At 71.8% G+C, this 23,042-nt stretch carries 21 protein-coding genes; 12 read left to right on the top strand and 9 right to left on the bottom strand.

Annotated features, from left to right (window positions below):
• The first annotated feature begins 5 nt into the window (after nucleotides 1-5).
• Complete coding sequence (locus WME82_RS24800) at nucleotides 6-629, top strand: TetR/AcrR family transcriptional regulator (protein ID WP_438044801.1); 624 nt, start codon at nucleotides 6-8, stop codon at nucleotides 627-629.
• A gap of 10 nt (nucleotides 630-639) precedes the next feature.
• On the opposite strand, the gene gcvA is transcribed toward WME82_RS24800, so the two are convergent.
• Nucleotides 640-1,575, bottom strand: coding sequence for a transcriptional regulator GcvA (gene gcvA / locus WME82_RS24795; RefSeq protein ID WP_438044800.1), 936 nt, complete (start codon nucleotides 1,573-1,575; stop codon nucleotides 640-642).
• 18 nt (nucleotides 1,576-1,593) lie between these two features.
• On the opposite strand from gcvA, the gene WME82_RS24790 reads away from it, so the two are divergent.
• From WME82_RS24790 to WME82_RS24775, 4 genes are all read left to right on the top strand, one after another.
• Nucleotides 1,594-2,295, top strand: a complete 702-nt coding sequence (locus WME82_RS24790; protein WP_438044799.1) for a glutathione S-transferase family protein — start codon at nucleotides 1,594-1,596, stop codon at nucleotides 2,293-2,295.
• 403 nt (nucleotides 2,296-2,698) lie between these two features.
• Complete coding sequence (locus WME82_RS24785) at nucleotides 2,699-2,941, top strand: hypothetical protein (RefSeq protein WP_437873764.1); 243 nt, start codon at nucleotides 2,699-2,701, stop codon at nucleotides 2,939-2,941.
• 20 nt (nucleotides 2,942-2,961) lie between these two features.
• Complete coding sequence (locus WME82_RS24780; RefSeq protein ID WP_438044798.1) at nucleotides 2,962-3,690, top strand: hypothetical protein; 729 nt, start codon at nucleotides 2,962-2,964, stop codon at nucleotides 3,688-3,690.
• Entirely contained in the window at nucleotides 3,636-4,580 is a 945-nt protein-coding gene (locus tag WME82_RS24775; RefSeq protein ID WP_438044797.1) for an SAM-dependent methyltransferase, read from the top strand. Before WME82_RS24780 ends, WME82_RS24775 begins: the two co-directional genes overlap by 55 nt.
• Before the next feature lie 171 nt (nucleotides 4,581-4,751).
• Here WME82_RS24775 and WME82_RS24770 read toward each other — a convergent pair whose 3' ends face one another.
• Complete coding sequence (locus tag WME82_RS24770; RefSeq protein WP_438044796.1) at nucleotides 4,752-5,174, bottom strand: hypothetical protein; 423 nt, start codon at nucleotides 5,172-5,174, stop codon at nucleotides 4,752-4,754.
• A gap of 577 nt (nucleotides 5,175-5,751) precedes the next feature.
• Here WME82_RS24770 and WME82_RS24765 point away from each other — a divergent pair.
• From WME82_RS24765 to lon, 4 genes are all read left to right on the top strand, one after another.
• On the top strand, nucleotides 5,752-6,354 hold the full coding sequence (locus WME82_RS24765) for an RNA polymerase sigma factor (protein ID WP_437747909.1): 603 nt from the start codon (nucleotides 5,752-5,754) through the stop codon (nucleotides 6,352-6,354).
• The gene (locus tag WME82_RS24760; RefSeq protein ID WP_438044795.1) at nucleotides 6,351-7,199 is read left to right on the top strand and encodes a tetratricopeptide repeat protein; all 849 of its coding nucleotides are present in this window, start codon (nucleotides 6,351-6,353) and stop codon (nucleotides 7,197-7,199) included. Before WME82_RS24765 ends, WME82_RS24760 begins: the two co-directional genes overlap by 4 nt.
• A gap of 49 nt (nucleotides 7,200-7,248) precedes the next feature.
• Nucleotides 7,249-9,042, top strand: a complete 1,794-nt coding sequence (locus WME82_RS24755) for an LA_2272 family surface repeat-containing protein (RefSeq protein WP_438044794.1) — start codon at nucleotides 7,249-7,251, stop codon at nucleotides 9,040-9,042.
• A gap of 235 nt (nucleotides 9,043-9,277) precedes the next feature.
• Nucleotides 9,278-11,662: an endopeptidase La gene (gene lon / locus WME82_RS24750; protein ID WP_438044793.1), complete on the top strand. Its 2,385-nt coding sequence runs from the start codon at nucleotides 9,278-9,280 to the stop codon at nucleotides 11,660-11,662.
• A 350-nt stretch (nucleotides 11,663-12,012) separates the two neighbouring features.
• Here the strand turns inward: lon and WME82_RS24745 are convergent, their stop codons facing one another.
• Nucleotides 12,013-12,558: a TetR/AcrR family transcriptional regulator gene (locus tag WME82_RS24745; RefSeq protein WP_437873755.1), complete on the bottom strand. Its 546-nt coding sequence runs from the start codon at nucleotides 12,556-12,558 to the stop codon at nucleotides 12,013-12,015.
• Between the two features lie 89 nt (nucleotides 12,559-12,647).
• Here WME82_RS24745 and WME82_RS24740 point away from each other — a divergent pair, with 89 nt between their 5' ends.
• Together WME82_RS24740 and mgtE are read left to right on the top strand one after the other, a co-directional pair.
• The gene (locus WME82_RS24740) at nucleotides 12,648-13,901 is read left to right on the top strand and encodes an FAD-dependent monooxygenase (RefSeq protein ID WP_438044928.1); all 1,254 of its coding nucleotides are present in this window, start codon (nucleotides 12,648-12,650) and stop codon (nucleotides 13,899-13,901) included.
• A gap of 290 nt (nucleotides 13,902-14,191) precedes the next feature.
• On the top strand, nucleotides 14,192-15,505 hold the full coding sequence (gene mgtE / locus WME82_RS24735; protein ID WP_438044792.1) for a magnesium transporter: 1,314 nt from the start codon (nucleotides 14,192-14,194) through the stop codon (nucleotides 15,503-15,505).
• Between the two features lie 69 nt (nucleotides 15,506-15,574).
• Here the strand turns inward: mgtE and WME82_RS24730 are convergent, their stop codons facing one another.
• The 3 genes from WME82_RS24730 to WME82_RS24720 form a co-directional block, all read right to left on the bottom strand.
• Entirely contained in the window at nucleotides 15,575-15,808 is a 234-nt protein-coding gene (locus WME82_RS24730; protein ID WP_438044791.1) for a hypothetical protein, read from the bottom strand.
• Entirely contained in the window at nucleotides 15,805-16,008 is a 204-nt protein-coding gene (locus tag WME82_RS24725) for a hypothetical protein (RefSeq protein WP_438044790.1), read from the bottom strand. Before WME82_RS24725 ends, WME82_RS24730 begins: the two co-directional genes overlap by 4 nt.
• A 152-nt stretch (nucleotides 16,009-16,160) precedes the next feature.
• Nucleotides 16,161-17,741: an aldehyde dehydrogenase family protein gene (locus WME82_RS24720; RefSeq protein ID WP_437917313.1), complete on the bottom strand. Its 1,581-nt coding sequence runs from the start codon at nucleotides 17,739-17,741 to the stop codon at nucleotides 16,161-16,163.
• 336 nt (nucleotides 17,742-18,077) lie between these two features.
• Between WME82_RS24720 and glgB the strand changes: the two genes are divergently transcribed.
• On the top strand, nucleotides 18,078-20,312 hold the full coding sequence (glgB, locus tag WME82_RS24715; protein WP_437873753.1) for a 1,4-alpha-glucan branching protein GlgB: 2,235 nt from the start codon (nucleotides 18,078-18,080) through the stop codon (nucleotides 20,310-20,312).
• An 88-nt stretch (nucleotides 20,313-20,400) separates the two neighbouring features.
• Here the strand turns inward: glgB and WME82_RS24710 are convergent, their stop codons facing one another.
• The 3 genes from WME82_RS24710 to WME82_RS24700 form a co-directional block, all read right to left on the bottom strand.
• Nucleotides 20,401-21,030 carry a hypothetical protein gene (locus WME82_RS24710; protein ID WP_437873752.1) on the bottom strand — a complete coding sequence of 210 codons (630 nt, stop codon included), beginning with the start codon at nucleotides 21,028-21,030 and terminating at the stop codon, nucleotides 20,401-20,403.
• Nucleotides 21,027-21,593 (bottom strand): FMN-binding protein, encoded by a 567-nt coding sequence (locus tag WME82_RS24705; protein WP_437747901.1) that lies wholly within the window; start codon nucleotides 21,591-21,593, stop codon nucleotides 21,027-21,029. Before WME82_RS24705 ends, WME82_RS24710 begins: the two co-directional genes overlap by 4 nt.
• Before the next feature lie 75 nt (nucleotides 21,594-21,668).
• Nucleotides 21,669-23,036: a protoporphyrinogen/coproporphyrinogen oxidase gene (locus WME82_RS24700; RefSeq protein WP_438044789.1), complete on the bottom strand. Its 1,368-nt coding sequence runs from the start codon at nucleotides 23,034-23,036 to the stop codon at nucleotides 21,669-21,671.
• Between the last annotated feature and the right edge of the window lie 6 nt (nucleotides 23,037-23,042).

Here is a 23,042-nt window from a genome sequence, read left to right as displayed (position 1 = left end):
ACCTCATGGAGCACGGTTACCCCGGCGGCGAAAGGGAGCGGCGCCAGCGGATCCTCGAGGCGACAGAGCGGCTCCTCCGCCGGTACGGGCCTGCCAAGACCACCGTCGCCGATATCGCGCGCGAGGCCGAGATCGCGGTCGGCGCCGTGTACCTGGAGTTCGCCTCGAAGGACGCCATCGTCGAGGAGCTCTCCCAGGGGGAGCACCGCGCCGTCATGGCCGCGATGCGCGCCGCCGCGGCCAGGGACGACGTGCCCTTTTGCGACCGGCTGCGGGCCGTGTTCGACGCCCGCGCGGGCGCTTTCCTGGAGCTCGCCGGCTCGGGCGCGCACGCGTGCGATCTCGTGCATTGCCAGAGCCGCGCCGTGAAGGCCGCCCACGCCCGCTTCCTCGACGAGGAGCGCGCGCTCCTCCGCGATCTCGTCGCGCGCGGCGCCGGCGCCGGCGAGCTCGACGCCGCCGACCCCGAGCTCACAGCGCGCGCCCTCCTGCGCGCCTATGCGAGCTTCGCTCCACCGTGGCTGTTCCAGGGCTCCCGCGAGGAGGTCGAGGCGATGCTGTCCGCGGTCCACCGGATCGTCCTTTACGGCCTCGTCGGCCGCGGGCCCGCCCGCGAGCCGGGGGGCTGAGGCCGCGCCGTCAGCCTCCGGGCCTGCGCAGGCTCGCGGCCTCGGATACGATCCAGTCCCTGAAGGCGGCCACCGGCTTTCGCCGCAGGCTCGCGCGCGTGCTCACGAGGAAGTAAGCGAGGCCCGTCGGCAGCGCCGGGAGCCTGGGAAAGAGCAGCACCAGGCGGCCGAGCTCGAGCTCTGCGGCCGCGAGCGACCAGCGCGCGAGCGCCACCCCCTGACCGCGCACCGCCGCGTCCACCAGCATCGACGAGTCGGTGAGCTGGCTCTGGCGCACCCGGGCCGGCAGGCGGCGCGAGCGCTCGCGAAACCAGCGGCCCCAGGCGTCGGGGTGGTCGTCCCCGAGCAACACCTCGTGGCTCAGGTCCTCGACGCGCCAGCGCGCGCGCTTGCTCGCGACGCTCGGCGCGGCGGCCACGATCAGGGCGTCGTCCGCCAGCTTGACGGTCAAAAGGCCCGGGTAGCTGCCGAGTCCATAACGAATGCCGATGTCCACCGGCTCTCTCGCGAGATCGACGAGGCGCTCGGTGGCGGAGATGCGCACGTCGACCTCCGGGTGGCTCACAAGGAACTGCCCGAGCCGCGGCACGAGCCAGCGCGCCCCGAACGACGGCGTGACGCTGACCGACACGGCGGGCCGCGCGTCCGCGGCGGGCCGCCGCAGGCGGGCGTTCGCCTCGCGCAGCCTGGCGAACACGACGCCCAGCTCCGCAGCCCAGCGCTCGCCGTCCTCCGTCAAGGTGATGCCGTGCGGCGAGCGCCGGAACAGCGCCGTCTCCAGCGTGTCCTCGAGGGCGCGGATCTGGTGGCTGACGGCGGCCTGGGTCACGCCCAGCTCGCGCGCCGCGCGGGTGACGCTCGCATGGCGCGCCGCGGCCTCGAACGCCTGAAGGGCGGTGAGCGACGGCAGCGGCGGAGGGTGATCCCCCGGGGCGGGGCTGGTCATGAGAATTTCTCATGTACCATGGAAAACATTCGTTCGCTCGTCCAGGCGCGCCGCGGTATCCCGGGAGTCATGAAGCTCTACCGACTCCGATATAGCCCCTTCGCCCGCAAAGTTCAGATGCTGCTCGACCTCCTGGGTCGCCCGTACGAGCTGGTCGAGGTGCCGTACGATGATCGCGACGAGCTGGCCCGCGTGACCGGCGGCTATATCTACGTGCCGGTGCTGGTCGGCGACGACGGCCGGGTGACGGTCGAGTCGCGGCGGATCTGCGAGCTCCTGCTCGAGGACCCTGCCGCCCGGCGCTTGACGCTCGACGTCCTCGAGGGCCCGGTCTGGGCCTACGCGGACTTCTGCGACGGACCGCTGGAGGACGTGCTGTTTCGAATCGCGTCGCCGCGCATCCGCGACGCCTGGGAGCGGCCGGGTCAGCGCGCCCTGTACACGCTGATCAAGGAGCGCAAGTTCGGCGCCGGCTGTATCGAGCAGTGGGAGCGCGACACCCCGGCGCTGCTCGAGCGCGCGAAAACCCTGCTCGCGCCGACCGTCCGGACGCTGAAGCGATCGCCGTTCCTGTTCGGCGAAGCCCCGAGCCTCGCGGACGCGGCGCTCTACGGCAACCTGGCGATGTTGTTCGAAGCGGACCGGGCGCTGCCCGGAGCGCTGGCGGCGGAGCTGCCGGGGTACATCTCCCGGCTCGAGCGGCTCATCCCGTCGCGGTGAGCCTGGGCTTCCCCCGCCGCGCTCATTGCCCCGCTCATTCAGGAGGAAGGCGGATCGCGTAAGCACCTTTCTGTCATCTCACACGAAGGCGGGACGACGGGAAGGAGGGAAGAAAAAACAATGTTCTTCCCACCTTCATGTGAACTCTCTCAGAGAAAATGGGAGCACCACCCGGCTCGCCCGGTGGATTGACGCGCTCGCCTGCGCCACCCTACATACTCCTGGGGGCGCCAGGCACACGGCCTCGCTCATGCCGATCACCGGTGCTGCTCGCAGCGCTCATCGGGGGCCGTCCGCTCTGCTGCGACCTCGTATTTCAGGGAGATGTGAAGTGAGCTATTCGGCAAATCAAGGCCCTGGCCTGGTCGCATACAACATGACCCGGAGCGGCTACGAGTACCTCATGCGCCTCATCGATCTGGGTATCATCGAGGGGACGCTCGGCGCGATGGATCTGAGCCCTCAAATCAAGGAGATATTCAAGGCGCTCCACACCGTCGCTGCCGGCGGCGAGGTAAGGATAGTCATCGAGCATCGCGGCAACCCGGACATCGAGAACGAGCTCCAGCAGCGCATCGCGCAGGCGCGTCAGGACGCCAACGAGGTCAATGCGAAGAGCGGATACTATCTCACGATTGCGCCATAGCGCCGCGCGCGGGGGTCGCCATGAGCGGCGGAGCCATCTTTCAGCAGGCGTTGCGTGTCGTCGGCCGCAGCGCCCTCGGCCCTCTCGAGAAGGCCGACGTGATCCGGGCGCTCGAGGCAGGCCGCTCCGGGCCGCTCGCGTTCGCTTATGCGGCGGGCGCGGAGGCCGGGCTGGCCCGTGACGCCCTCCTCGCGCGGGGCGCCGCGGTCTTCTTCAGCTTCTGCGCTGCAAACCTCGCGGACGACATCGCCGATGGGGAGTGCACGTACCTGGAACGGCCGACCCGCACCGGTCCGGCCGTCCAGTTCATCCTGCAGAATCTCGCGTTCGCGACGCTCGCGCGCGGCGCGGTGCCGTCCGACGCCGTGGCGCGCGCGGCCGCGGACCTCGTCGCGGCCGCCGGTGCGCAGCTCGCAGAGATGCGGACGACCGTCTGGACGGAGGCAGCGACACGCGAGGTCGCCGAGGCGATCGCAGGGCTCCAGTACGCGGCCTATCTGCGCATTCTCTGGGTCGGGACGCCCCTTGAGCCCTCTGCAGCGCGCGCCGGGCGCGGGCTCGGCATCGCGGCCCATGTGGCGCGCGATCTCGCCACGGGCGACCCGCGTATCCACGGCCTCGCTCCAGATGAGCGCCGCGCGGTGACCCTCTGGGCGCGCGATCTCGCCATCTCTCTCGCGAAGGAGAGCCTCCGATGCATCGATGCTGCGCTGAGAACGATAGTGCCGACACTGGAAGCAGCCCTCTGAGCCTCACCGAGGAGCAGCAGGTCGTCGCGGCGTTTTATGATGAGAAGACGCGGCGCATCCTGGCCAAGTATGGCCCTGGGCCGCGCGTGCACTATCACACGGGGTTCAGCGATGGCGCCGTCGATCCACGATGGTCTCTCGATGAGCTGCGCGCGCGACTGATCGAGTCGCAGGAGGCGCTGCTCGCCGAGGTGACGCGGCACATCGCGCCGCGCAGCGGCGGGATCGAGCTCCTCGACGTGGGCTGCGGTCTCGGCGGCGGCTCGCTGTACTGGGCGGAGTCGCTCCGAGCGCGCGTGACGGCGATCACGCTCGTGCCATCGCACGCGGCGGTCGTTCGCGCGTTGTCCAAGATGGCGGGGGTCGCGGACCGCGTGCGCGTCTTCGTGCGCGATGCGCACGCCTTGCCGGGCTCCGACCTGTTCGACGCGGCGGTCGCCATCGAGACGTCTTGCTATCTCGAGCGCCGCACCTGGTTCGAGCGGCTCGCGTCGTTGCTGAAGCCGGGCGGCTCGGCGCACATCGCCGACTGGTTCGTCGGTCGTCCCGAGGCGGCGCCCCGCGTCGACACATACTACCGCACGCGAATGGGCTCACCGGATGCATACCGCAGCGCGGCGCGCGCCGCGGGGCTGCGAACTCTCCACTTCGAGACGTGGAGCGATCGGGTCGCCGGCTTCTGGTCGTTGAGCCGCGCCTGGTCGGAGGCTGCCATGATGGGGCGGCCCGTCGACGACCCGGAACGAGCGAGGCTCGAACGGTCACGCTCCGAGCACGCGCACCTCGGGGCGTCGTTCGCCAACGGCGATCTCCTGTATGGGCACATGATCGTTCAACGGGCGCCCCTGGGACGGCGGCTCGGCGCTGCGAGCTGGTCCTCGGCGACGTGAAGGACCTGCTCGCTCTGCAGGGGGCTCACCTCTGACCGTGGCGCTTGCATCGCGAAGGCGATGCCGCCCCGGAGCGAGCAGGGCTGGGACGATGATGGGCGGGAGCGGCCCGTGAGGTCCCCCGATGAGCTCGCGCGCGGGGCGATGCGCCCCCGGGGAGCGCCGCGCGGCTCAGCTGCAGAGGCCCTCGACGCATGCGCTGCCGCTCGGGCAGTCGCAGTCCACCTCGCAGGAGAGGGCCGGCTCGGGCGGCGGCGCGCAATAGCCGGCCTCGCACGACTCGCCCTCGGCGCAATCGCACGAGGCCGCGCACGGCGTCCTGCAGATCCCCTCGACGCACGCGTCGCCGCTCGGGCAGTCGCACGCCGCCTCGCAGGCGATCGGTCCCCCTGGGGAGCTCCCGCCCGCGCCGCCGCTGCTCGCGCTGCTTTCCTCGCCGCTGCTTTCCCCGCCGCTGCTCGCGCCTTCCTCACCGTCGTCCGAGTCCTCCTCCGGATCCGGGCGCTCGAAGTCGGGAGCGTCGGGCGCGTCGATACAGTCGTCGTCCCAGTCGCAGTCCTCGCCAGTCTCGATGTAGCAACCGACCGTCGTCATCGAAAAGAAGGACAAAGAGAGACCGAGACCCCATTCGAAGGCCGTGCGCATGCTCATATGTCATCACTCCTGATCAGCGATGGATCCAGGGCAGCGGCGCGGCTCGTCGGCGCGGCGCCCTCTGCCCACTCGGAGCTGCGTGCCCGCTGCCACGCGCTCCGTTCAACGGGTCGCGCGCCTGCGCACGATCTCGACGGTCGCCGGTCCGGAGCTCCCGGGCGGCGGGATGGACCCCGGCGGTCGATCGCGCCCCCTGGCCGTCGATTTCAGCCGTCCGGATCCCCGGTGGTCGATTTTGCCGACCGGCGTTGAACGTTCCCGACCTCTCCGGGCACGAAACCGACGCGCCGACCATGAACGCTCTCCTCCACGCCGGGCACGACGGGGTGTGCCACATGTCGACCCGGGCTCTCGGACGCTTGTTGATGGCAAACGGGCAACGCCGCCGAGCGCGTTCGGGTGTAACGATGACGGCGCAGGGATGGACCGAGATGGGACGGAGCGAGCAGCGGGTTTTCCGGGCGCAGAGCCGTCCGGCGCCGACGAGCCCCCGCGCGCGGAGGAGAGGTGGCGCCCGATGAAGACCATGGCGCTCCTCATGCCGTTCTTCTTCTCCCGTGGCGCCGAGCGCGCGCAGGACGCGGAGGAGGAGCTCGTCGAGCGGCTGCGGCGCGGGGACGCCGCGGCGGTCGGCGAGGCGTACGACAGGCACTATGGCGCGGTGCGCGGGTTCGCTCGCCGCCTCACCGGCGACGACGCGTCCGCCGAGGACCTGGCCCACGACGTCTTCATCAGCCTGCCGCAGGCCGCGCAGCGGTTCCGCGGCGGCTCGTCGCTCAAGACGTTCCTTATCGCGATCGCGGTCAACCACGCCCGCCACCACCTCCGCGCGGCGGCGCGGCGCCGCGCGGCCATGGCGCGGCTCGCCCTGGAGCCGGACGAGGAGCACACGTCGAGCCCCGAGCGGGAAGCCGGCCGCGCCGCGCTCGCGCAGGCGCTGAACCGCGCCCTCGACGCGCTGCCGACGGCGCAGCGCGTGGCGTTCGTGCTCTGCGAGGTCGAGGAGCGCAGCGCGCGCGAGGCGTCCGAGATCATGGGCGTGCCCGAGGCCACCGTGCGCACGCGGCTGTTCCACGCCAAGCAGAAGCTCCGTACGCTGCTGGAAGAGAGGGCCCCATGAAGGACGACGTGCTCCGCGAGGCCGCGCGCGCCCTGCGCGCGGAGGCAGACGCGTCGCGCGGCCGCCGCGACGAGACGCGCGCCCGCGTGATGAGGAGCCTGAAGGCCCAGCGGGCCCGCCGCCTCGCGATGGTCCGCGTGGTGGTCCCGCTGGCCGCCGTGCTCGTCGGATCGGTCGCGTGGGCCTCGGCCGCGCGCTGGTTCCCAGGCGGCTGGGACGACCTCGCGTCGCGGCTCGGGCTGCGCGTCTCCGAGGCGCCCTACATTCCGCCCGCGCCGCCGCCGCAGCGCCCGCTGTCCGGGCCGCGGCACGCGGCCGAGGCGCCCGCGCCGCCGGAGGCCGAGGCGGTCGCGGAGGCGGTCGCGCCGGAGCCGCCGCCGCTGCCTGCGCCGATCGCGGAGCCCCCGATCGCCCCTGCGCCGCCGCGCGCGCCGGTGCTGGCGGTCGCGCCGGTCCGGTCGGCCTCGCGCCCGGTCGCGGCCGTCGCGCCGAGCGCCGCGCGCCTGCCGACCGCGCCGCGGCCGGCTGCGGCCGATCCGCAGGCCATCGAGCGTTCGCCGGCCAGCCCCGACGCGGACGCGCTCTATCAGGCGGCGCACCGCGCGCACTTCGTCGAGCGCAACCCGGCGGCCGCGCTCGACGCGTGGAACGCGTACCTGGCCGCCGCCCCGCGCGGCCGCTTCGCGGTGGAGGCCCAGTACAACCGCGCCCTTTGCCTCGTTCGCCTCGGCCGCAAGGACGAGGCGCGGCGGGCGCTCGAGCCGTTCGCGCAGGGCGCCCTCGGCGGCTACCGCCAAGCCGAGTCGCGCTCGCTGATCGAGGCGATGCGCAGCGCGGACGAGTGAACGTCGCGGCGCGTGAACGAACGTGCTGCGAGCGGGCACAGCACGGTCGATGAACACACCCGCCCTCGCACCTCTCCCTGCGCCGCCGCGGGGCTCGCCGCGCCGTGACCGGAAGACGTCCGCGCGCGGCGCAGGCCTCCTCCTTCTGCACGCGCTCGCGGCCGCGGGCGCCCTCGCCGCGGTCACCGCGCCCCCCGCGCCTGCCCTCGCCGAGGAGCCGAGCGCCGCGGGCGTCGATCTCGTCGTCGACGGCGCGCCGTGGACGCTCGATCCCGACGCGGTGCGCGCCGCCATCGGGCGCGAGCTCGGCGCCGACGTCACGCTGGCCCGCGCCGCGACCGCCGGGCGCTCCACGCTGGTCCTTCGCGGCGAGCCCGACGGCCGCGTCACGCTGAGCCACAGCGCCGCGGACGGCCGCCGCATCGAGCGCACCATCGACGTCCCGGAGGATCCCGATCGCGCCGCCGAGGCGATCGCCCTGCTCGCGGGCAACCTCGTCCGGGACGAGGCAGCGGAGCTCGCGGCGGCGCTCGGCAAGCGCCCGCCCGAGGCGCCGCCTGCGGCGCAGCCATCGCCTGCGGCGCCCCCCGCGCCGCCTGCCGCCAGTCGGCCGACGCCGCCTTCCCGCGCCGCGCGCCCCGCGAAGGCCGCTCGCCCCGCCCCCGCGCCACCGGAGCCTCCTCGGTGCACGCTCCCCGGCGCGAAGACCGTCCTCCTCGGCGCCGACGTCTTCCCGTATGTCGGCACCTCGACCCTCGACGGCACGAACGTCGTCCGCCGCTACTCGCTCAACCTCATCGCCGGGTACACGGCGGGCGTCGCGGGCCTCGAGCTCGGCGCCGGGGTCAACATCGCGTCGTCGTTCCTGTGCGGCGCCCAGCTCTCGTCCGGCGCCAACCTCGTGCTCGGTCCGGCGCGCGGCGCGCAGATCACGATGGGCCTCAACGTCGCCGGATCGCTCCGGGGCGCGCAGGTCGGCTCGTTCAACGTCGCCGTCGGCCCGGTCACGGGCGCACAGGGCGGCGTGTTCAACGTCGCCGTCGGGCCCGTGGACGGGGCGCAGCTCGGCGTGGCCAACGTCGCGGCGGGCGCCGCGATAGACCTTCAGATCGGCGTCGCCAACGTGGCCGTGAGCGACGCGACCGACGTGCAGGTCGGCGTGGCCAACGTGGCCGCGGGCGCGGCGACCGACGTGCAGGTCGGCGTGGCCAACGTGGCCGCGGGCAAGTCGACCGGCACGCAGATCAGCGTGACCAACGTGGCCGCGGGCGAGTCGACCGGCACGCAGATCGGGCTCTTCAACATCGCCACCGGGAAGGTGGGGGGCGCGCAGATCGGCCTCGTCAACTACGCCGGCGACTCGCCGTTCTCGCTCGGGTTGTTCAACTTCATCCGCAACGGCCGCCTGCACGTGGACGTCTGGGGGCTCGAGTCCGGCATCGTGGTGGCTGGCGTCAAGCACGGGAGCGACCACTTCCACAACATCTACGGGATCGGCCTTCGCACGATCGGCAATCGCCCGCTCCTGGTCTCCGCGCTCGGCCTGGGCGGCCGCATCTCCATCCACCAGCGCGCCTATGTCGACCTCGACGTGCTCGGGTACACGCTCCACGAGCCCTCGACGCTCGAGTCCGCGGCCACGATCGCGCAGGCGCGCGCGCTCCTCGGCTTCCGCCTCTTCCCGGCGCTCGCGATCTTCGGGGGCCCCAGCTTCAACGTCTCGTTCAGCAGCACCCCGAAGGACGCCCAGCTGAGCCCCTACGGCAGCGCCCCCCTCGGCTCCGACGCCACCAGCACCGAGCGCGCCTGGCCCGGCCTCGTGCTCGGCGTACAGGCGTTCTGATCCGGCCGTCGCGCTCGCCGGCGGGGCGGGTTGACGGATGCGTGAACGAATTTACTTTTCGTTCATCGATTCATGGAGCTCGCCCGAGCGGTTGCTCGCGGCGGTCTACGTGAGCCCATCCGCGCGCTGCGCCGCCCTCACGGGCGGAGGAGCGGCGCGTTGTCCACGCAGTCCACCTGACCTTCGACCGATCCGGCAGGGATGGCGCGAGCCGACCGCTGCCACAGGAGTTCGCATGAGCCAGCTTCGCAGCGGCGCCAGCGCGCCTCGTTCTCCCTTTCCCCTGCTCCCGCTCCGCACCGGCGTCCTCTTTCCCGGCACCGTGCTCACGCTCCCGGTGGGGCGCCCCCGCTCGGTGGCGCTGCTCAACGCCGTCCACGCCGGCGACGTGATCGGCGTCATCGCGCAGCGCGATCCGAAGCGCGAGGATCCGCGGCGCGAGGACCTCCACGACATCGGCACGTTCGCGCGGGTCGTCGACATCTCGCGCGTCTCGAACGGCTACCGGCTGGTGATCGAGGGGCTCGATCGCTTCGCGCTCTCGGCCCTGGTCGAGACGGAGCCGACGTGGCGGGCCGAGGGCACCCTCGCGCCCGAGTTCCTCGGCGACGCCGAGGAGGCGCGCCTGCTCGCGGCGTCGCTGCGCGAGCGCGCCCGCGAGGTCGGCCCGAAGACGGGGACCAACCTCGCCGAGATCGCCGCCACGAGCCGGGCGGAGCCGGGCGTCTTCGCGGATCAGGTCGCCGGCGCGCTCGGCCTGCCCACCGAGAAGGAGATGGAGGTGCTCTCGGAGCTCCGCGTGGTGCCTCGGCTCCAGCGGGTCGCCGGCCTGCTCGCCGAGGCGTCCGCGCTGGCGGACCTGAAGAAGAAGATCGACGGCGACGTGCGGCGCGAGCTCGGCAAGGGCCAGCGCGAGGTGATCCTCCGCGAGCAGCTCCGGGCCATCCAGAAGGAGCTCGCGGGCGGCGAGGAGGGCGAGGACGAGCTGTCGGCCCTCCGGCGGCGCCTCGACGAGGCCGGGCTCCCCGAGGAGGCGCGCGCCGTCGCCGATCGGGAGCTCCGCCGCCTCGAGTCGGTCGGCCCGCAGAGCGCGGAGCACAACGTGATCCGCACGTACCTCGAGTGGATCGCGGACCTGCCGTGGAGCGCGAGGGCGGAGGTGAAGGACGACCTCGACGCGGTGAAGGCGAAGCTCGACGAGGATCACCGCGGCCTCGACGACGTGAAGCGCCGCATCCTGGAGCACATGGCGGTGCTCAAGCTGACCGGGAAGGCGCGCGCGACGATCCTGTGCTTCGCGGGCCCCCCCGGCGTGGGCAAGACCTCGCTCGGCCAGTCGATCGCCGACGCCACGGGCCGCCCGTTCGTGCGCATCTCGCTCGGCGGCGTGCACGACGAGGCGGAGCTGCGCGGCCACCGGAGGACGTACGTCGGCGCGCTGCCCGGCCGGATCGTGCACGCGCTGAAGAAGGCCAAGGTGAAGAACCCGATCGTGCTCCTCGACGAGGTCGACAAGCTCGGCGCCGGGTGGCGGGGCTCGCCCGAGGCGGCGCTGCTGGAGGTGCTCGATCCGGAGCAGAACCGGACGTTCGTCGACCACTACCTGGAGCTCCCGTTCGATCTGTCGGAGGTCGTCTTCCTCTGCACGGTGAACGACCTCGGCGCGCTCTCGGCGCCGCTGCGGGACCGGCTCGAGGTCATCGATCTGTCCGGCTACACGCCGGACGAGAAGATCGCGATCGCGCGGTCGCACCTCGTCCCGAAGCAGCTCAAGGAGCACGCGATCGACCCGGGGTCGCTGTCGATCTCGGACGAGGCGCTCGCGGCGATCGTGCGCGACTACACGCGCGAGGCCGGGGTGCGGCAGCTCGGCCGCGAGATCAAGAAGCTCTGCCGGGCGGTCGCGCTGGAGATCGCCCGCGCGGCGGACGGCAAGGCGCCGCGCGTGGTGGTCGAGGCGAGCGATCTCGGGACGTACCTTGGCAAGGTCCGGTTCTTCAGCGACGTGGCGGAGCGGACGAGCGTCGCTGGTGTTGCGACCGGGCTCGCCTGGACGCCGGTGGGCGGGGACATCCTGTTCATCGAGACGTCGCGGATGCCGGGGAAGGGGAGGGTCGAGATCACGGGTCAGCTCGGCGACGTCATGAAGGAGTCGGCGAAGGCGGCGCTCACCTACGTGCGCAGCCACGCCATCGAGCTCGGCGTCGACACGGCGAAGCTCGAGGCGGAGGACCTGCACATCCACGTCCCTGCGGGCGGCGTGCCCAAGGACGGGCCGTCCGCGGGCGTGACGATGTTCACGGCGCTGACGTCGCTCCTCTCCGCGCGGCGCGTCCGCTCGGACACGGCGATGACGGGCGAGTGCACGCTGCGCGGGCGGGTACTGCCGGTCGGCGGGATCAAGTCCAAGGTGCTCGCGGCGCACCGCGCCGGGATCAAGCGGGTCGTCCTGCCGCAGAAGAACGCGCGCGACGCCGAGGAGATCCCGAAGGAGGTGCGGGCCGAGCTGGAGCTCATCTTCGTCGAGGACATGAGCCAGGTGATCGCGGCGGCGCTGGAAGAGGCGCCGATCGAGGCCGCGGGCACGGGCGGCGTGACCGGCGCGGCGGCGGCTGCGTAGCGGAGAGGGAGAGGGGGGCTGAGCCGAGCCGCCGCGCCGGCGGGGGGCTGTGCGCGGCGGCGCGCGGGTGGGCGCTCGGCCATCCGCCAAGACCGGGGCGGGAGAGCTTGCGCATGAGCCACCGCCCGGCATGTCTCACTTCGGGCCATGCCTTCTGAGACGTCTCGTCGCGCGCCACACAAGGCGCGCCTGGGACGTGGAGCCTCCTGAGAGCTTATGGCACCTCGTTCGGTGCTCGCCGCGCCCACCCGCGCGCCGCCGCGCACAGCCCCCCGCCGGCGCTCACGTTGTCTTGTGAGCGCCGGTCGAAGGGCGCCGAGCTGCACGGCAGTAAGGCGTGGGTACGCGATTCATGACGTCGGCGCGAGCGCGGCGAGGGCGGCCTCGACGGCGAGCGACTTGACCTTCTCCATCGGTACGTCGGTGAACTCGATGACGCAGTCGGAGAGGCCGCCGATGGCGACGACGGCGCGGGCGCGGGCGGCGAGGGAGGGGCGCGGGCCGATGAGAAGGCGCATCAGGCGGCGGCGCCACTCGATCATGCGCATGCCCAGGTCGAGGTAGGCGAGCGTGGCGAGGTCGCGGACCACCATCGTGAGGGTGTCGCGGTGGCGGTGCAGGAGATCGAAGTAGTCGGCGAGCAGGACGCGTGGGTCTGGCTGCGGGCCGCCCTCGCGCTCGGCGACGAACGCGTCCATCTCCGCGAGCAGCGGCTCGACGATGCTCGCGACCAGCGATTCGCGTGAGTCGAAGTGGTAGTAGAGCGCGGGCTTGGTGATGCCGAGGTGATCGGCGATCTCGCGCAGGCTGGTCCGCTGGACTCCCTGGCGCGCAAACAGCTCGCGCGCCACCGCCTGGATTCGCGCCTTGGTGTCGGAGGGCCGGGCTCGGGGCACCTGTGTAGTGTAGCCGCTTACTTACCGTTCGGTAAGCCTTGTGCAGGGTTGGGTCGCATGCTTACCTATCGGTAAGTAAGGAGGGGCCCATGGAGATCCTCATTTCGGGCGCCAGCATCGCCGGTCCGGTGCTGGCCTACTGGCTCAAGCGGCACGGGTTTCGGCCCACGGTGGTGGAGCGCGCGCCGACGCTGCGCAAGACGGGCGGCCACGCGGTCGACCTGTTTCGGCCCGCGATGGACATCGTCGAGCGCATGGGTGTGCTGGCGCGGGTCGAGGCCAAGAAGACCGGCACCGAGCGCATGACGCTGCTGCGCGAGGGGGTGCAAGGGCAGGTCGACATCGACGTCGGCCGGCTGATGCACGCGGTGTCCGACCGCCACGTCGAGATCATGCGCGACGATCTCAGCGAGATCTTCCACGACGCGACCCGGGGCGACGTCGAGTACGTGTTCGGCGACTCGATCGCCTCGCTCGCCGAGGACGAGGCCGGTGTCGACGTGACGTTCGAGCGCGGCGCGCCGCGGCGCTTCGATCTGGTGATCGGCGCCGACGGGCTGCACTCGAACGTGCGGCGGCTGGTGTTCGGCGAGGAGCGGCAGTTCGCCCGTTTCATCGGCGCCTACCTCGCGGTGATCTCGATCCCCAACTACTTGGGGCTGCACGACCACGCGATCGTGCTCGGCGGGGTCGGGCGGATGGCGGCGATCTACGGCTCGCACACGATCGACGACGCGCGCGCGGTGTTCCTGTTCCGCAGCCCGCGCGAGCTCGATGTCCACCATCGCGACGTCGCGCGGCAGAAGCAGCTGCTGCGCGAGGCGTTCGCCGGGGCCGGCTGGGAGGTGCCGCGGTTGATGGCCGAGCTCGATCGGACCCCGGCGTTCTACTTCGACTCGATCACGCAGCTGCGCATGGACTCGTGGTCACGCGGGCGCGTCACCCTGACCGGCGACGCCGGCTATTCGCCCGGGCCGGCGGTCGGCGGCAGCACCAGCCTCGCGGTCGTCGGCGCCTATGTCCTCGCCGGCGAGCTGGCCGCGGCCGGGGGCGACCACGCGCGCGCGTTCCAGGCCTGCGAGCGGAAGCTGGCCGACTACGTGCGCCGCAGCAGGGTGTTCGCGCTGAACGCCGCCAGGCGCCTGGTCCCGGGCAGCAGGTTCGAGCTGTGGTCGCTGGCGCAGATCGGCCGCCTGGTCAGCGTGGTGCCGCCCGGGGTGTCGCGCGCGCTGGCCAAGCTGAGCAGCCACGGGGTCCGGCTGCACGACGCGATCGCGCTCAAGGAATACGCGCGCGCGCCGGCGGCGGTCCGCCAGTCGGCTGTCCTCGCGGACGGGCCATGACGCGGGCGGATCCTTGATGTGCCGGTCGGCGACATCGGTCTGCGGCGGGAAGATGAGCGCCTCGGCGAACTCCTTGCCTGGATCGCTCTGGTTCGACCCTGGCACGTGCCGTTTGAGCGGCGATATGCCGGTTTGATCTGAGCCGAAAAATCCAGATTGCGCAGGACGAGCTCGCCGGTAGATGCTCGGCGCGCCCGGGCCTGGTGTTGCGGTGGGAATCCAGGTCGTGCGCCGCCTGGCCATTCCCGAGCCAGCGTTCCCCGTCCGCTACCTCGTCGTGGAGGTGACCCATGTCCGACGACCGTCTTACCGCCGTTGAGCTCGGCGAGATCTGGGCGGCGCTGTCCCCCGAGGAGCGCGCTGAAGGCGTCGAGCACCTCGATCGAGGCGAGGAGCACAGCTTCTTCCTCGGCCTCGCGGAGCACGAGCAGGCCGCGCTTCTCCTCGCGATGAAGGCCGGCGAGCGCACGCTCTGGATGCGGCTCCTCGCGCCCGACGACGCCGCGGACGTGATCCAGCTCGTCCCCCAGGGAGTCCGCGCCTCGCTCCTGGAGACGCTGGACGAGCCGACGCGGCGCGAGGTCACGGCGCTCATGGCGTACGCCGAGGACGCGGCCGGCGGGCTCATGAGCCCACGGTTCGCGCGGCTGCGGCCCGACATGAAGGTCGGCGAGGCCATCCGGTACCTCCAGCGGCAGGCCCAGGAGAAGCTCGAGACCATCTACTACGCGTACGTGCTCGACAAGGAGCAGCGGCTTCTGGGCGTGGTGTCTTTCCGGGACCTCATCACCGCGCGCAGCGACAGGGCGCTGTGCGAGGTCATGCGGCGGGACATCATCTCGGTGCCCGATACGCTGGACCAGGAGGCGGTCGCGCGCGTCATCGCGCGCCATGACCTCAACGCGATCCCTGTCGTCGACGCCGAGGGCCGGATGAAGGGCATCGTGACCGTCGACGACATCGTCGACGTCGTCCAGAGCGCGGCGACCGAGGACATCCAGAAGCTCGGCGGCATGGAGGCGCTCGACACGCCCTACATGCAGACCGGCATGCTCGCCCTGGTGAAGAAGCGCGCCGGCTGGCTCTCGGCGCTCTTCCTCGGCGAGATGCTCACCGCGAGCGCGATGGGACATTACGAGGACGAGATCGCGAGGGCGGTCGTGCTCGCGCTCTTCGTGCCGCTCATCATCTCGAGCGGCGGCAACTCCGGGTCTCAGGCGACGACGCTGATCATCCGCGCGATGGCGCTCGGCGAGGTCACGATCAAGGACTGGTGGAGCATCGTCCGCCGCGAGCTCACCGCCGGCCTCTCACTCGGCCTCATCCTCGCCACGATCGGCATGATTCGCATCCTCGTGTGGCAGGCGATCTTCCACACGTACGGTGAGCATTACATCGAGGTGGCCATCACCGTCGCCGCGAGCCTGGTCGGCATCGTCGCCTGGGGGACGCTCGCCGGCGCGATGCTGCCCTTCGTGATCCGCCGGCTAGGGTTCGACCCGGCCAGCGCCTCCGCGCCGTTCGTCGCGACCCTCGTCGACGTCTCCGGGCTCGTCCTCTACTTCAACGTCGCGCAGGTCGTCCTCCAGGGGAGTCTGCTGTGACGCCGCAGCGCGGGGTCGGTCATGATCGAGGGGCCCGCTCGGGCGGCGCTCCCTGGGGGGCCGAGGCGCTCAGCGAGCGCGGTAGATGCGGAGCACGGCGATTGTCCGCGCCTCGCGCTCGATCGTGAGCACCACGTCGTAGAATCCCGCGCTGAGGAGGTGGTAGGGCGCCTCCCACGCCAGCTCGCCTTCGCCCGTCTCCGCGAAGCGAACGACCGCCCGGTCGATCATGAAGGCCGAGTGCATCGGCAGCCTGTAAAACGTGCTCAGCGCAGGGAAATTCCAGACGACGCGGAAGCTCATCCGCCTTGCTCGCGGGCCAGCTCCTCCAGGGCCTGCGGCAGATCCTCATGAGCGACGAGGCGCGCCCGGCCCGCCGCGATGTCGGCGAGGTCCTGATCGAGCTCGGCGCGCTGCTCCGGCGTGAGCCTCTGGACACGCTGTGCGCGATCGAGGGCCGCGAGGATGGGGTCGCTCGGCAAGGAACCGGGCCGGGTAGACATGGGTTCAGCGTGGATCAGGAGGGGGCAGGGATGCAAGAGAGTGCGCGTCTGGCGCGAAGCGCAGGATCTGTGCCCGCCTTGCAGCCGCCCATCTGGCATATGGCCAGCTGGCGTTTCTCCAGATCTCGTCGCCCTGTCGACAGCGCGCCGCCCTAGAAGAGCTCCCCGATGCGCCGCAGGAAGCCGCCGCTCGAGAAGAGCGCGCGCATGCCTCGCTTGAACCAGCTGTACGACGACGCGGTGTAGGGGAACCAGGTCGGGTCCTTCGACCCCAGCGCGATGCGGTCCGCGTTGATGTGCTTGACGTCGCACATCTGCCGGAGCCCGTCCTCGCCCATCACCCGGCCGAAGCCGCTCTGCTTGACGCCGCCGAACGGCGCGTCGGGGAGGGCGCCGTTCATGAGCACGTCGTTCACCAGCACGCTGCCGGCCTGCAGGCGCTCGGCGAGCCGGCGGGCGTGATCGGTGTCCTCCGAGAAGACATAGGCGTTGAGGCCGAGGTGCGACTCGTTCGAGAGGCGGATCGCCTCCTCCTCGGTCGCGACCTGCATGAACGGCACGACCGGCCCGAAGATCTCCTCGGTCATCACCGTCATCGCATGATCGCAGCCCGCGAGGATCGTCGGCTCGAAGAACTGGCCCTGCCCCGGCGCGCGCTTGCCGCCGGCCTTCACGGTCGCCCCCTTGTCGACAGCGTCCTTGATGTGCCGCTCGGCGACGTCGATCTGCGGCGGGAAGATGATCGCCCCCACGTCGACGAACTCCTTGCCCGGATCACCCTGGTTCAGCCCCTTCGTGATCTCGACGGTGCGCTCGAGCAGCCGATCGTGGATCTCGCGGTGCGCGTAGACCCGCTCCACCGCGACGCACACCTGCCCCGCGTTCGCGAAGCCGCCGAAGACGATCGCCTGCGCCGTGCGCTCGATGTCCGCGTCCGCGCAGGCGATGAGCGGCGCCTTGCCGCCGAGCTCCATCACGCACGGGATGAGGCGCTCGCCGCAGGCGGCGGCGACCTTCCTCCCGGTGCCGACGCTGCCGGTGAACAGGAGCATCTGGATGCCGCTGTCGATGAGCGCCGCGCCGGTCGGCCCGTAGCCGGTGACGACCTGGAACAGATCCTCGGGCATGCCCGCGCCGTCCCAGATCTCCTTCTGCTTGAGCGCGATGAGCGGCGTCACCTCGCTCGGCTTGAGCACGGCGGCGTTGCCGGCGACGATCGCCGCGAGCACGTCGCGCAGCGCGAGCTGGAACGGGAAGTTCCACGGCGAGATCACGCCGACCACGCCGCGAGGGACGTAGTGGACCCAGCTGCGCCGGTGCTTGAAGAGGTGGAGCTTGATCTCGTGCGGCTCGAGCGCCTTCGGGGCGACCTGCGCGAAGTACGTCGCCATGTCGGCCGCGACCAGGACCTCGTGCAGCAGCGCCTCGTGGCGCGGCTTGCCGCACTCGCGCGAGAGCAGATCGACGATCTCGTCCGTCCGATCGACGATGGCGTCGCGGAAGCGAAGGACGCGCTGGCAGCGCTCCTCCACGGGCAGCGCGCCCCACGCCTCCTGCGCGCGCCGCGCCCGGGCGACCGCGGCACGCACCTCCTCGGCGCTGGTGTTCGGGGCCTCTCCAAGGAGCTCCCCGGTCGCCGGCGCGTAGCTGCGGATCGCCGCGCCCCCGTGCCCGTTCATGCCAGGACCGCTGCCGTTGCCCCCGATCGGGCGCTCGCTCACCACCTGACCCATGTTCGATCCCTCCGCCTGTCGAGCCCGCGTCGCTTGCCGGATGGCCGCCGTGGCTCGCTGCTCGACGCCGGGACCCTACCCTTCCCGAGAAGGTACAGCAAATGAGCATTTGCGCTGTTTCCCGATGAATCCCGACGATTCTCGGCGTGCTCGCGGTCGATCCGGCCCACCGACATCCGCTGTTGCGCTGCGGACAAATGGTGAGCACACCGTGGTTGCGCCAGGGGGGACCGGCGCCGCAGGCCGCGCCGGTGTGCCCGGGTGAGCCTGGTCGGCGTCTCGGGCGGACTCTCGGCATGACGTCGGCGAGTGGAGCCGCTATAGGCGGACCCCGACATGTTGGAACAACGAGAACTCGATCTCATCGCGGCAGTCGAGCATCCGGATCCGCACCACGTGCTCGGCGCGCACGAAGACGAGGACGACCTGGTGGTCCGCGTCTTTCGGCCAGACGCCACCGAGATCGCGGTGGTCCCGGGCGACCCCAGGCTCCGGAGGCAGCCGATGGAGCGCGTCCACCCCGCGGGCCTCTTCGAGGCGCGCTTCCCCGGCGTGTCCTACCCCGCGGACGGACGCTTCCCGTACCAGATCGAGCTGCGCTTCGCGGACGGCAACTCCTCGGTGGAGCTCGACCCGTACGCGATGCCGCCGACGCTCGGGGACATCGATCGCCACCTCCTGGCCGAGGGGCGGCACTGGGAGCTCTACCGCGTCCTCGGCGCGCACGTGCGCGAGGTGGACGGGGTCTCCGGGACGTCGTTCGCGGTCTGGGCCCCGAACGCGCGGCGGGTGAGCGTCCTCGGCGACTTCAACCACTGGGACGGCCGCCGCCACGCGATGCGCCGGATGGGCGAGGGCTTCTGGGAGCTCTTCATCCCTGGCCTCGGCGAGGGCGCGCTCTACAAGTACGAGATCAAGACGCCGGAGGGGCACCTCACGGTGAAGACCGATCCCGTCGCCCAGGCGATGGAGCTCCGGCCGGCCACCGCCTCGCGGGTCTACACGAGCCGCTACGCGTTCCAGGACGGCGACTGGATGCAGGAGCGCGGCAAGATCGACTCCCGCAAGAAGCCGCTCACGATCTACGAGGTCCACGCCGGCTCCTGGCGGCGCGTGCCGGGCGAGGGCCCGCCGTACGAGGGCGGGATGCGCTGGATGACGTACCGCGAGCTCGCCGACCACCTCGTCGAGTACGTGGCCGAGCTCGGCTTCACGCACATCGAGCTCATGCCGGTCATGGAGCACCCCTTCGACGGGTCATGGGGTTACCAGGTGGCGGGCTACTTCGCCCCGACCAGCCGCTTCGGCGATCCCGACGACCTCCGCTACTTCATCGACCGCTGCCACCAGCGGGGGATCGGCGTGATCCTCGACTGGACCCCCGCGCACTTCCCCAAGGACGCGTGGGCGCTCGGGCGGTTCGACGGCACGGCGCTCTACGAGCACCTCGACCCGCGCCTCGGCGAGCACCGCGAGTGGAACACGTACATCTTCAACTACGGCCGCCACGAGGTGCGGAACTTCCTTGTTGCCAACGCGCTCTACTGGCTCGACGAGTTCCACATCGACGGCCTGCGGGTCGACGCGGTCGCCTCGATGCTCTACCTCGACTACGCCGCGCAGGGCGGCGACTGGGTGCCGAACCGGTATGGCGGCCGCGAGAACATCGAGGCCATCGACTTCATCCGGGAGCTGTCGAACCGGGTGCACGAGCGCTGTCCGGGCGCGATCCTCTGCGCGGAGGAGTCCACCGCCTGGCCGTCGGTGACCCACGCGACGTACGTCGGCGGGCTCGGCTTCGACTTCAAGTGGAACATGGGGTGGATGCACGACACGCTCGACTTCTTCAAGCACGAGCCCATCCACCGCGCCTTCCACTACCACCAGCTCACGTTCGGGCTGATCTATGCCTTCTCCGAGAAGTTCCTCCTGCCGCTGAGCCACGACGAGGTCGTGCACCTCAAGCGGGCGCTGCTCTCGAAGATGCCCGGCGACTACTGGCAGATGCTGGCGAACCTGCGCGCGCTCTACGGCTACATGTGGGCGCACCCGGGCAAGAAGCTGCTCTTCATGGGCGGTGAGATCGGCCAGTTCGCCGAGTGGAGCGAGAAGACGGAGCTCGACTGGGGCCTGCTCTCGGTGCCCGAGCACGCGGGGCTCAAGCGGCTCGTGACGGAGCTCAACGCGCTCTACAAGAAGTATCCGGCGATGTACGAGCTCGACGACGAGCACCACGGCTTCCGGTGGATCGACTGCACTGACCACATGCAGACCGTGATCTCGTTCATCCGCTACGGTGACGGCGCGGGAGATCAGATGTCGCCCTCGGGCACGCACGTCGTGTTCATCGGCAATTTCACGCCGGTCCCGCGCCATCACTACCGGATCGGCGTCCCGCGGCGCGGCGCCTACCTGGAGGTGCTCAACACCGATGCGGTCCAGTACGGCGGCAGCGGCGTGGGCAACCTGGGTCGCGTCGAGGTCGAGGACGTCCCGAGCCACGGGTTCCCGCAATCCATCGTGCTCTCGCTCCCGCCGCTGGGGGTGCTCTGGCTCGTCCCCGAGGGCTGAGGCCTCGTCCGGCGCGCTGGCAACCAGGTCCCCAGGGCGCCTTCGCTCGTCGGGGCGAGCGCGCGCCGCGCGGGGCGCGCGCGGCGGTTTACTGGGCCTGGGCCTCGTCGGCCGGCGCTGCCTCGCCTCGCCGCGAGCGCCTCGGCAGCCACATGTCCACCGTCGAGACGACCGCCATGGCGCCGAGCGACAGCAGCATCGCCACGCCGGAGATTGGCATCAGCGCCGCGGCGCCGGGCGCGCTCCGGATGAGCCATGGCGCCGCGATGTGCAGCCCGCTCGTGACGACGGCCGCCGCGACGCCCGCGGTGTGGAGCCACGACGGCAGGCGCGCGAGAAGCCAGAGGTGCGCGAGGATCAGCACGTAGACCGGCACCGAGAAGAGGTGGAAATGCGTCACCTCGAGCAGCTTCCGCTCGGAGATCTGCTCGACCAGGACGCGCGGCGCCTCCGGCGTTCCGGGGAGCTCGAGCTCCGGGCCCAGATCGAGCGCGGGCCCCTCGGCCGCCGCGGGCGCCTGGGTCGGGGCAGGCGGCGGCGCGGCGACCGCCGCGCCCGCGTAGTACGCGGCGGCCCCCGCGTCCTGCACCATCGCCCCGTAGAGGCGCCATGACACGAGCAGCCCGATGACCGACGCGAGCGCGAACGCCGAGTAGAGGAGCTTCGCGCCGAGCGAGAGCGACCTCAGCCGACCGGCTGAAGCTGTGAAATCCCTCACAGACCGCCGCGCTTCAGCGCGAGCTGGAGGACGAGCGCGTCGCGCTTGACGCCGAGGGCCACGGAGCGGGACGAGATGGATGCGCCCGACACGATGTCGATGTCCTTGCCCGCGGTGATCGGGTCGCCCGCCGTCTTGCCGCGGAACTGGGCGCGGAAGCGATCGCCGCGGACCTCGTCGCCGTACGCCTCGCGGTACTCGAGGATCTCGATGCGCTCCACCGCGCCGGCCGTCGAGAACTGCACGGCGAAGTCGATCGGCTCGTGCATCCCCTTCTCTTCGTCCTTGATCGCGTAGCCGTCGATCTTGCCGTCGGACTCCGCGACGTACACCACCCACTCGCGCTTGACCGGCGCTCCCAGCTTCTTGCCGAGCTCCTGCGCCTCCGCGTCGCCGAGGACGACCTTGCGATAACCGACCTTCTTCGAGCTCGCGAAGAAGCTCTTCAGGACAGCAGGGACCGTCCAGTACGTCGCGCCGTGGGCGGGCAGCGCCGCCAGGATGAACGTGAGCGCCGCTGCTGCAGCGAAGTGGGCGGTGCGGAGGTCACGAGAAAGACGCATCAAGGCTCCGACGAAGCTGTCATTCGTGAAAGTCAAAGTCAACGGCGTTTGGGCCGCGGATTTGCGGCGCGGGCGTCAGTCGCGCACCTGCACGTCCAGGTAGCGCTCGGCGTTCAGCGCCCACGCTTCCGGGCTGCGGCCGGCCTCGACGTGCGCCACCGCGTCGGCCGCGATCGCGGCGCAGTGATCGAGGTTGCAGTGCAGGAAGAGCGCCTGCCGCCCGAAGGGGACCACGCCGAGCGCGGCGGCGCGGCGCATCGCGGCCCGCCAGTCCCGCAGCCAGCCACGCCGGTAGAGCGGGTACACGCGGGGCACGAAGCGCTGCCGGGCCTCGAGCGGCGCCACCCCGCGCGGGGCTATGCCGGCGCGCACGAGCTGGTCGAGCAGCGCCTCGAGCGGCGGGCCCGACGCGAAGTCGCGCCCGCTCCCCCAGGCCCCCTCGGGGATCTCGACGCACAGCACCGTCTCGCCCGGGCGGCGGAGATCGGGCGCGTAGTTCTGCAGCTCGGAGACGCGGCCGAACCAGAAGCGCGGGTCGGGGCAGTAGTAGGTCTCCGGGGCGCCGAGCCGCGCGCGCGGGTACGCCAGGTAGACCAGGTAGAGCCCGCGGTGCTCGAGCGGCGCGTCGGGCACGAGATCCGCGAGATCGCCGGCGAACAGGATCGGCGCCGCGCCGGCGCGCGCGCCCGCCCCGGCCAGACCGAGGGCGGTCCCGCACTCGGCCTCGACGCCGGCCTCCGCGAGGCGCGCCTCGAGGTACGTGATGAGCGACGAGATGCCCGCCGGCGGGTAGATGAACCGCGCGAGATCCGCCGAGGCGCGGCCGCGGGCGAGCCCCTTGAACAGCGCGAGCGGGCTCGTCGTGCTGATCCGCTTCTTCGCGACGGTCTGGGAGAGCTCGGACGGCGGGATGCCCCAGACCTTCTCGGCGTAGGGCCGGTAGAACGACGCGTAGGCCGCCGCGCCGACGCGGTCGCGCACGAACCGCTCGAAGCCGACGTCCTCACCGGCGAGGGCGCGGTCGTGCTCCCAGCGGGCGAAGGCCGCGCGGCGGCCGCGCTGCGCCACGAACCCGAGGCCCATGGCGGCGCCGGCGCGGAGGCCGAGCGCGCGGAGCATCGAGGGCGCGCTCGGCGGGTAGGGGACGTGGCGCTCGCCGAGCACGAGCACACCGCGGCGCGGGCGCGAGAGGAACGGGGAGCGCGCGTGCACCTCGCGGAAGAGCGGCTGATCGAGGGCGGCCGGGTGGAGCCGGTGCGAGCCGAGATCGCACGGCAGGCCGCGGAACGTCTCGGCGCCCGCGAGCCCGCCGGTCCGCGCCGCGCGCTCGAGGAGGCGCACGCGCCGGCCGGCCCGCGCGAGCAGCAGCGCGGCGTAGAGGCCGGAGATGCCGGCGCCGACCACGAGGCGCTCGGGCCCGGCGTCGTCTGGGCGGAGTGACATGGTGTG

The organism is Sorangium sp. So ce128 (genome assembly GCF_051525245.1).
GTDB lineage: Bacteria > Myxococcota_A > Polyangia > Polyangiales > Polyangiaceae > Sorangium > Sorangium cellulosum_B.
This window is presented reverse-complemented; position numbering and strand designations above follow the sequence as displayed.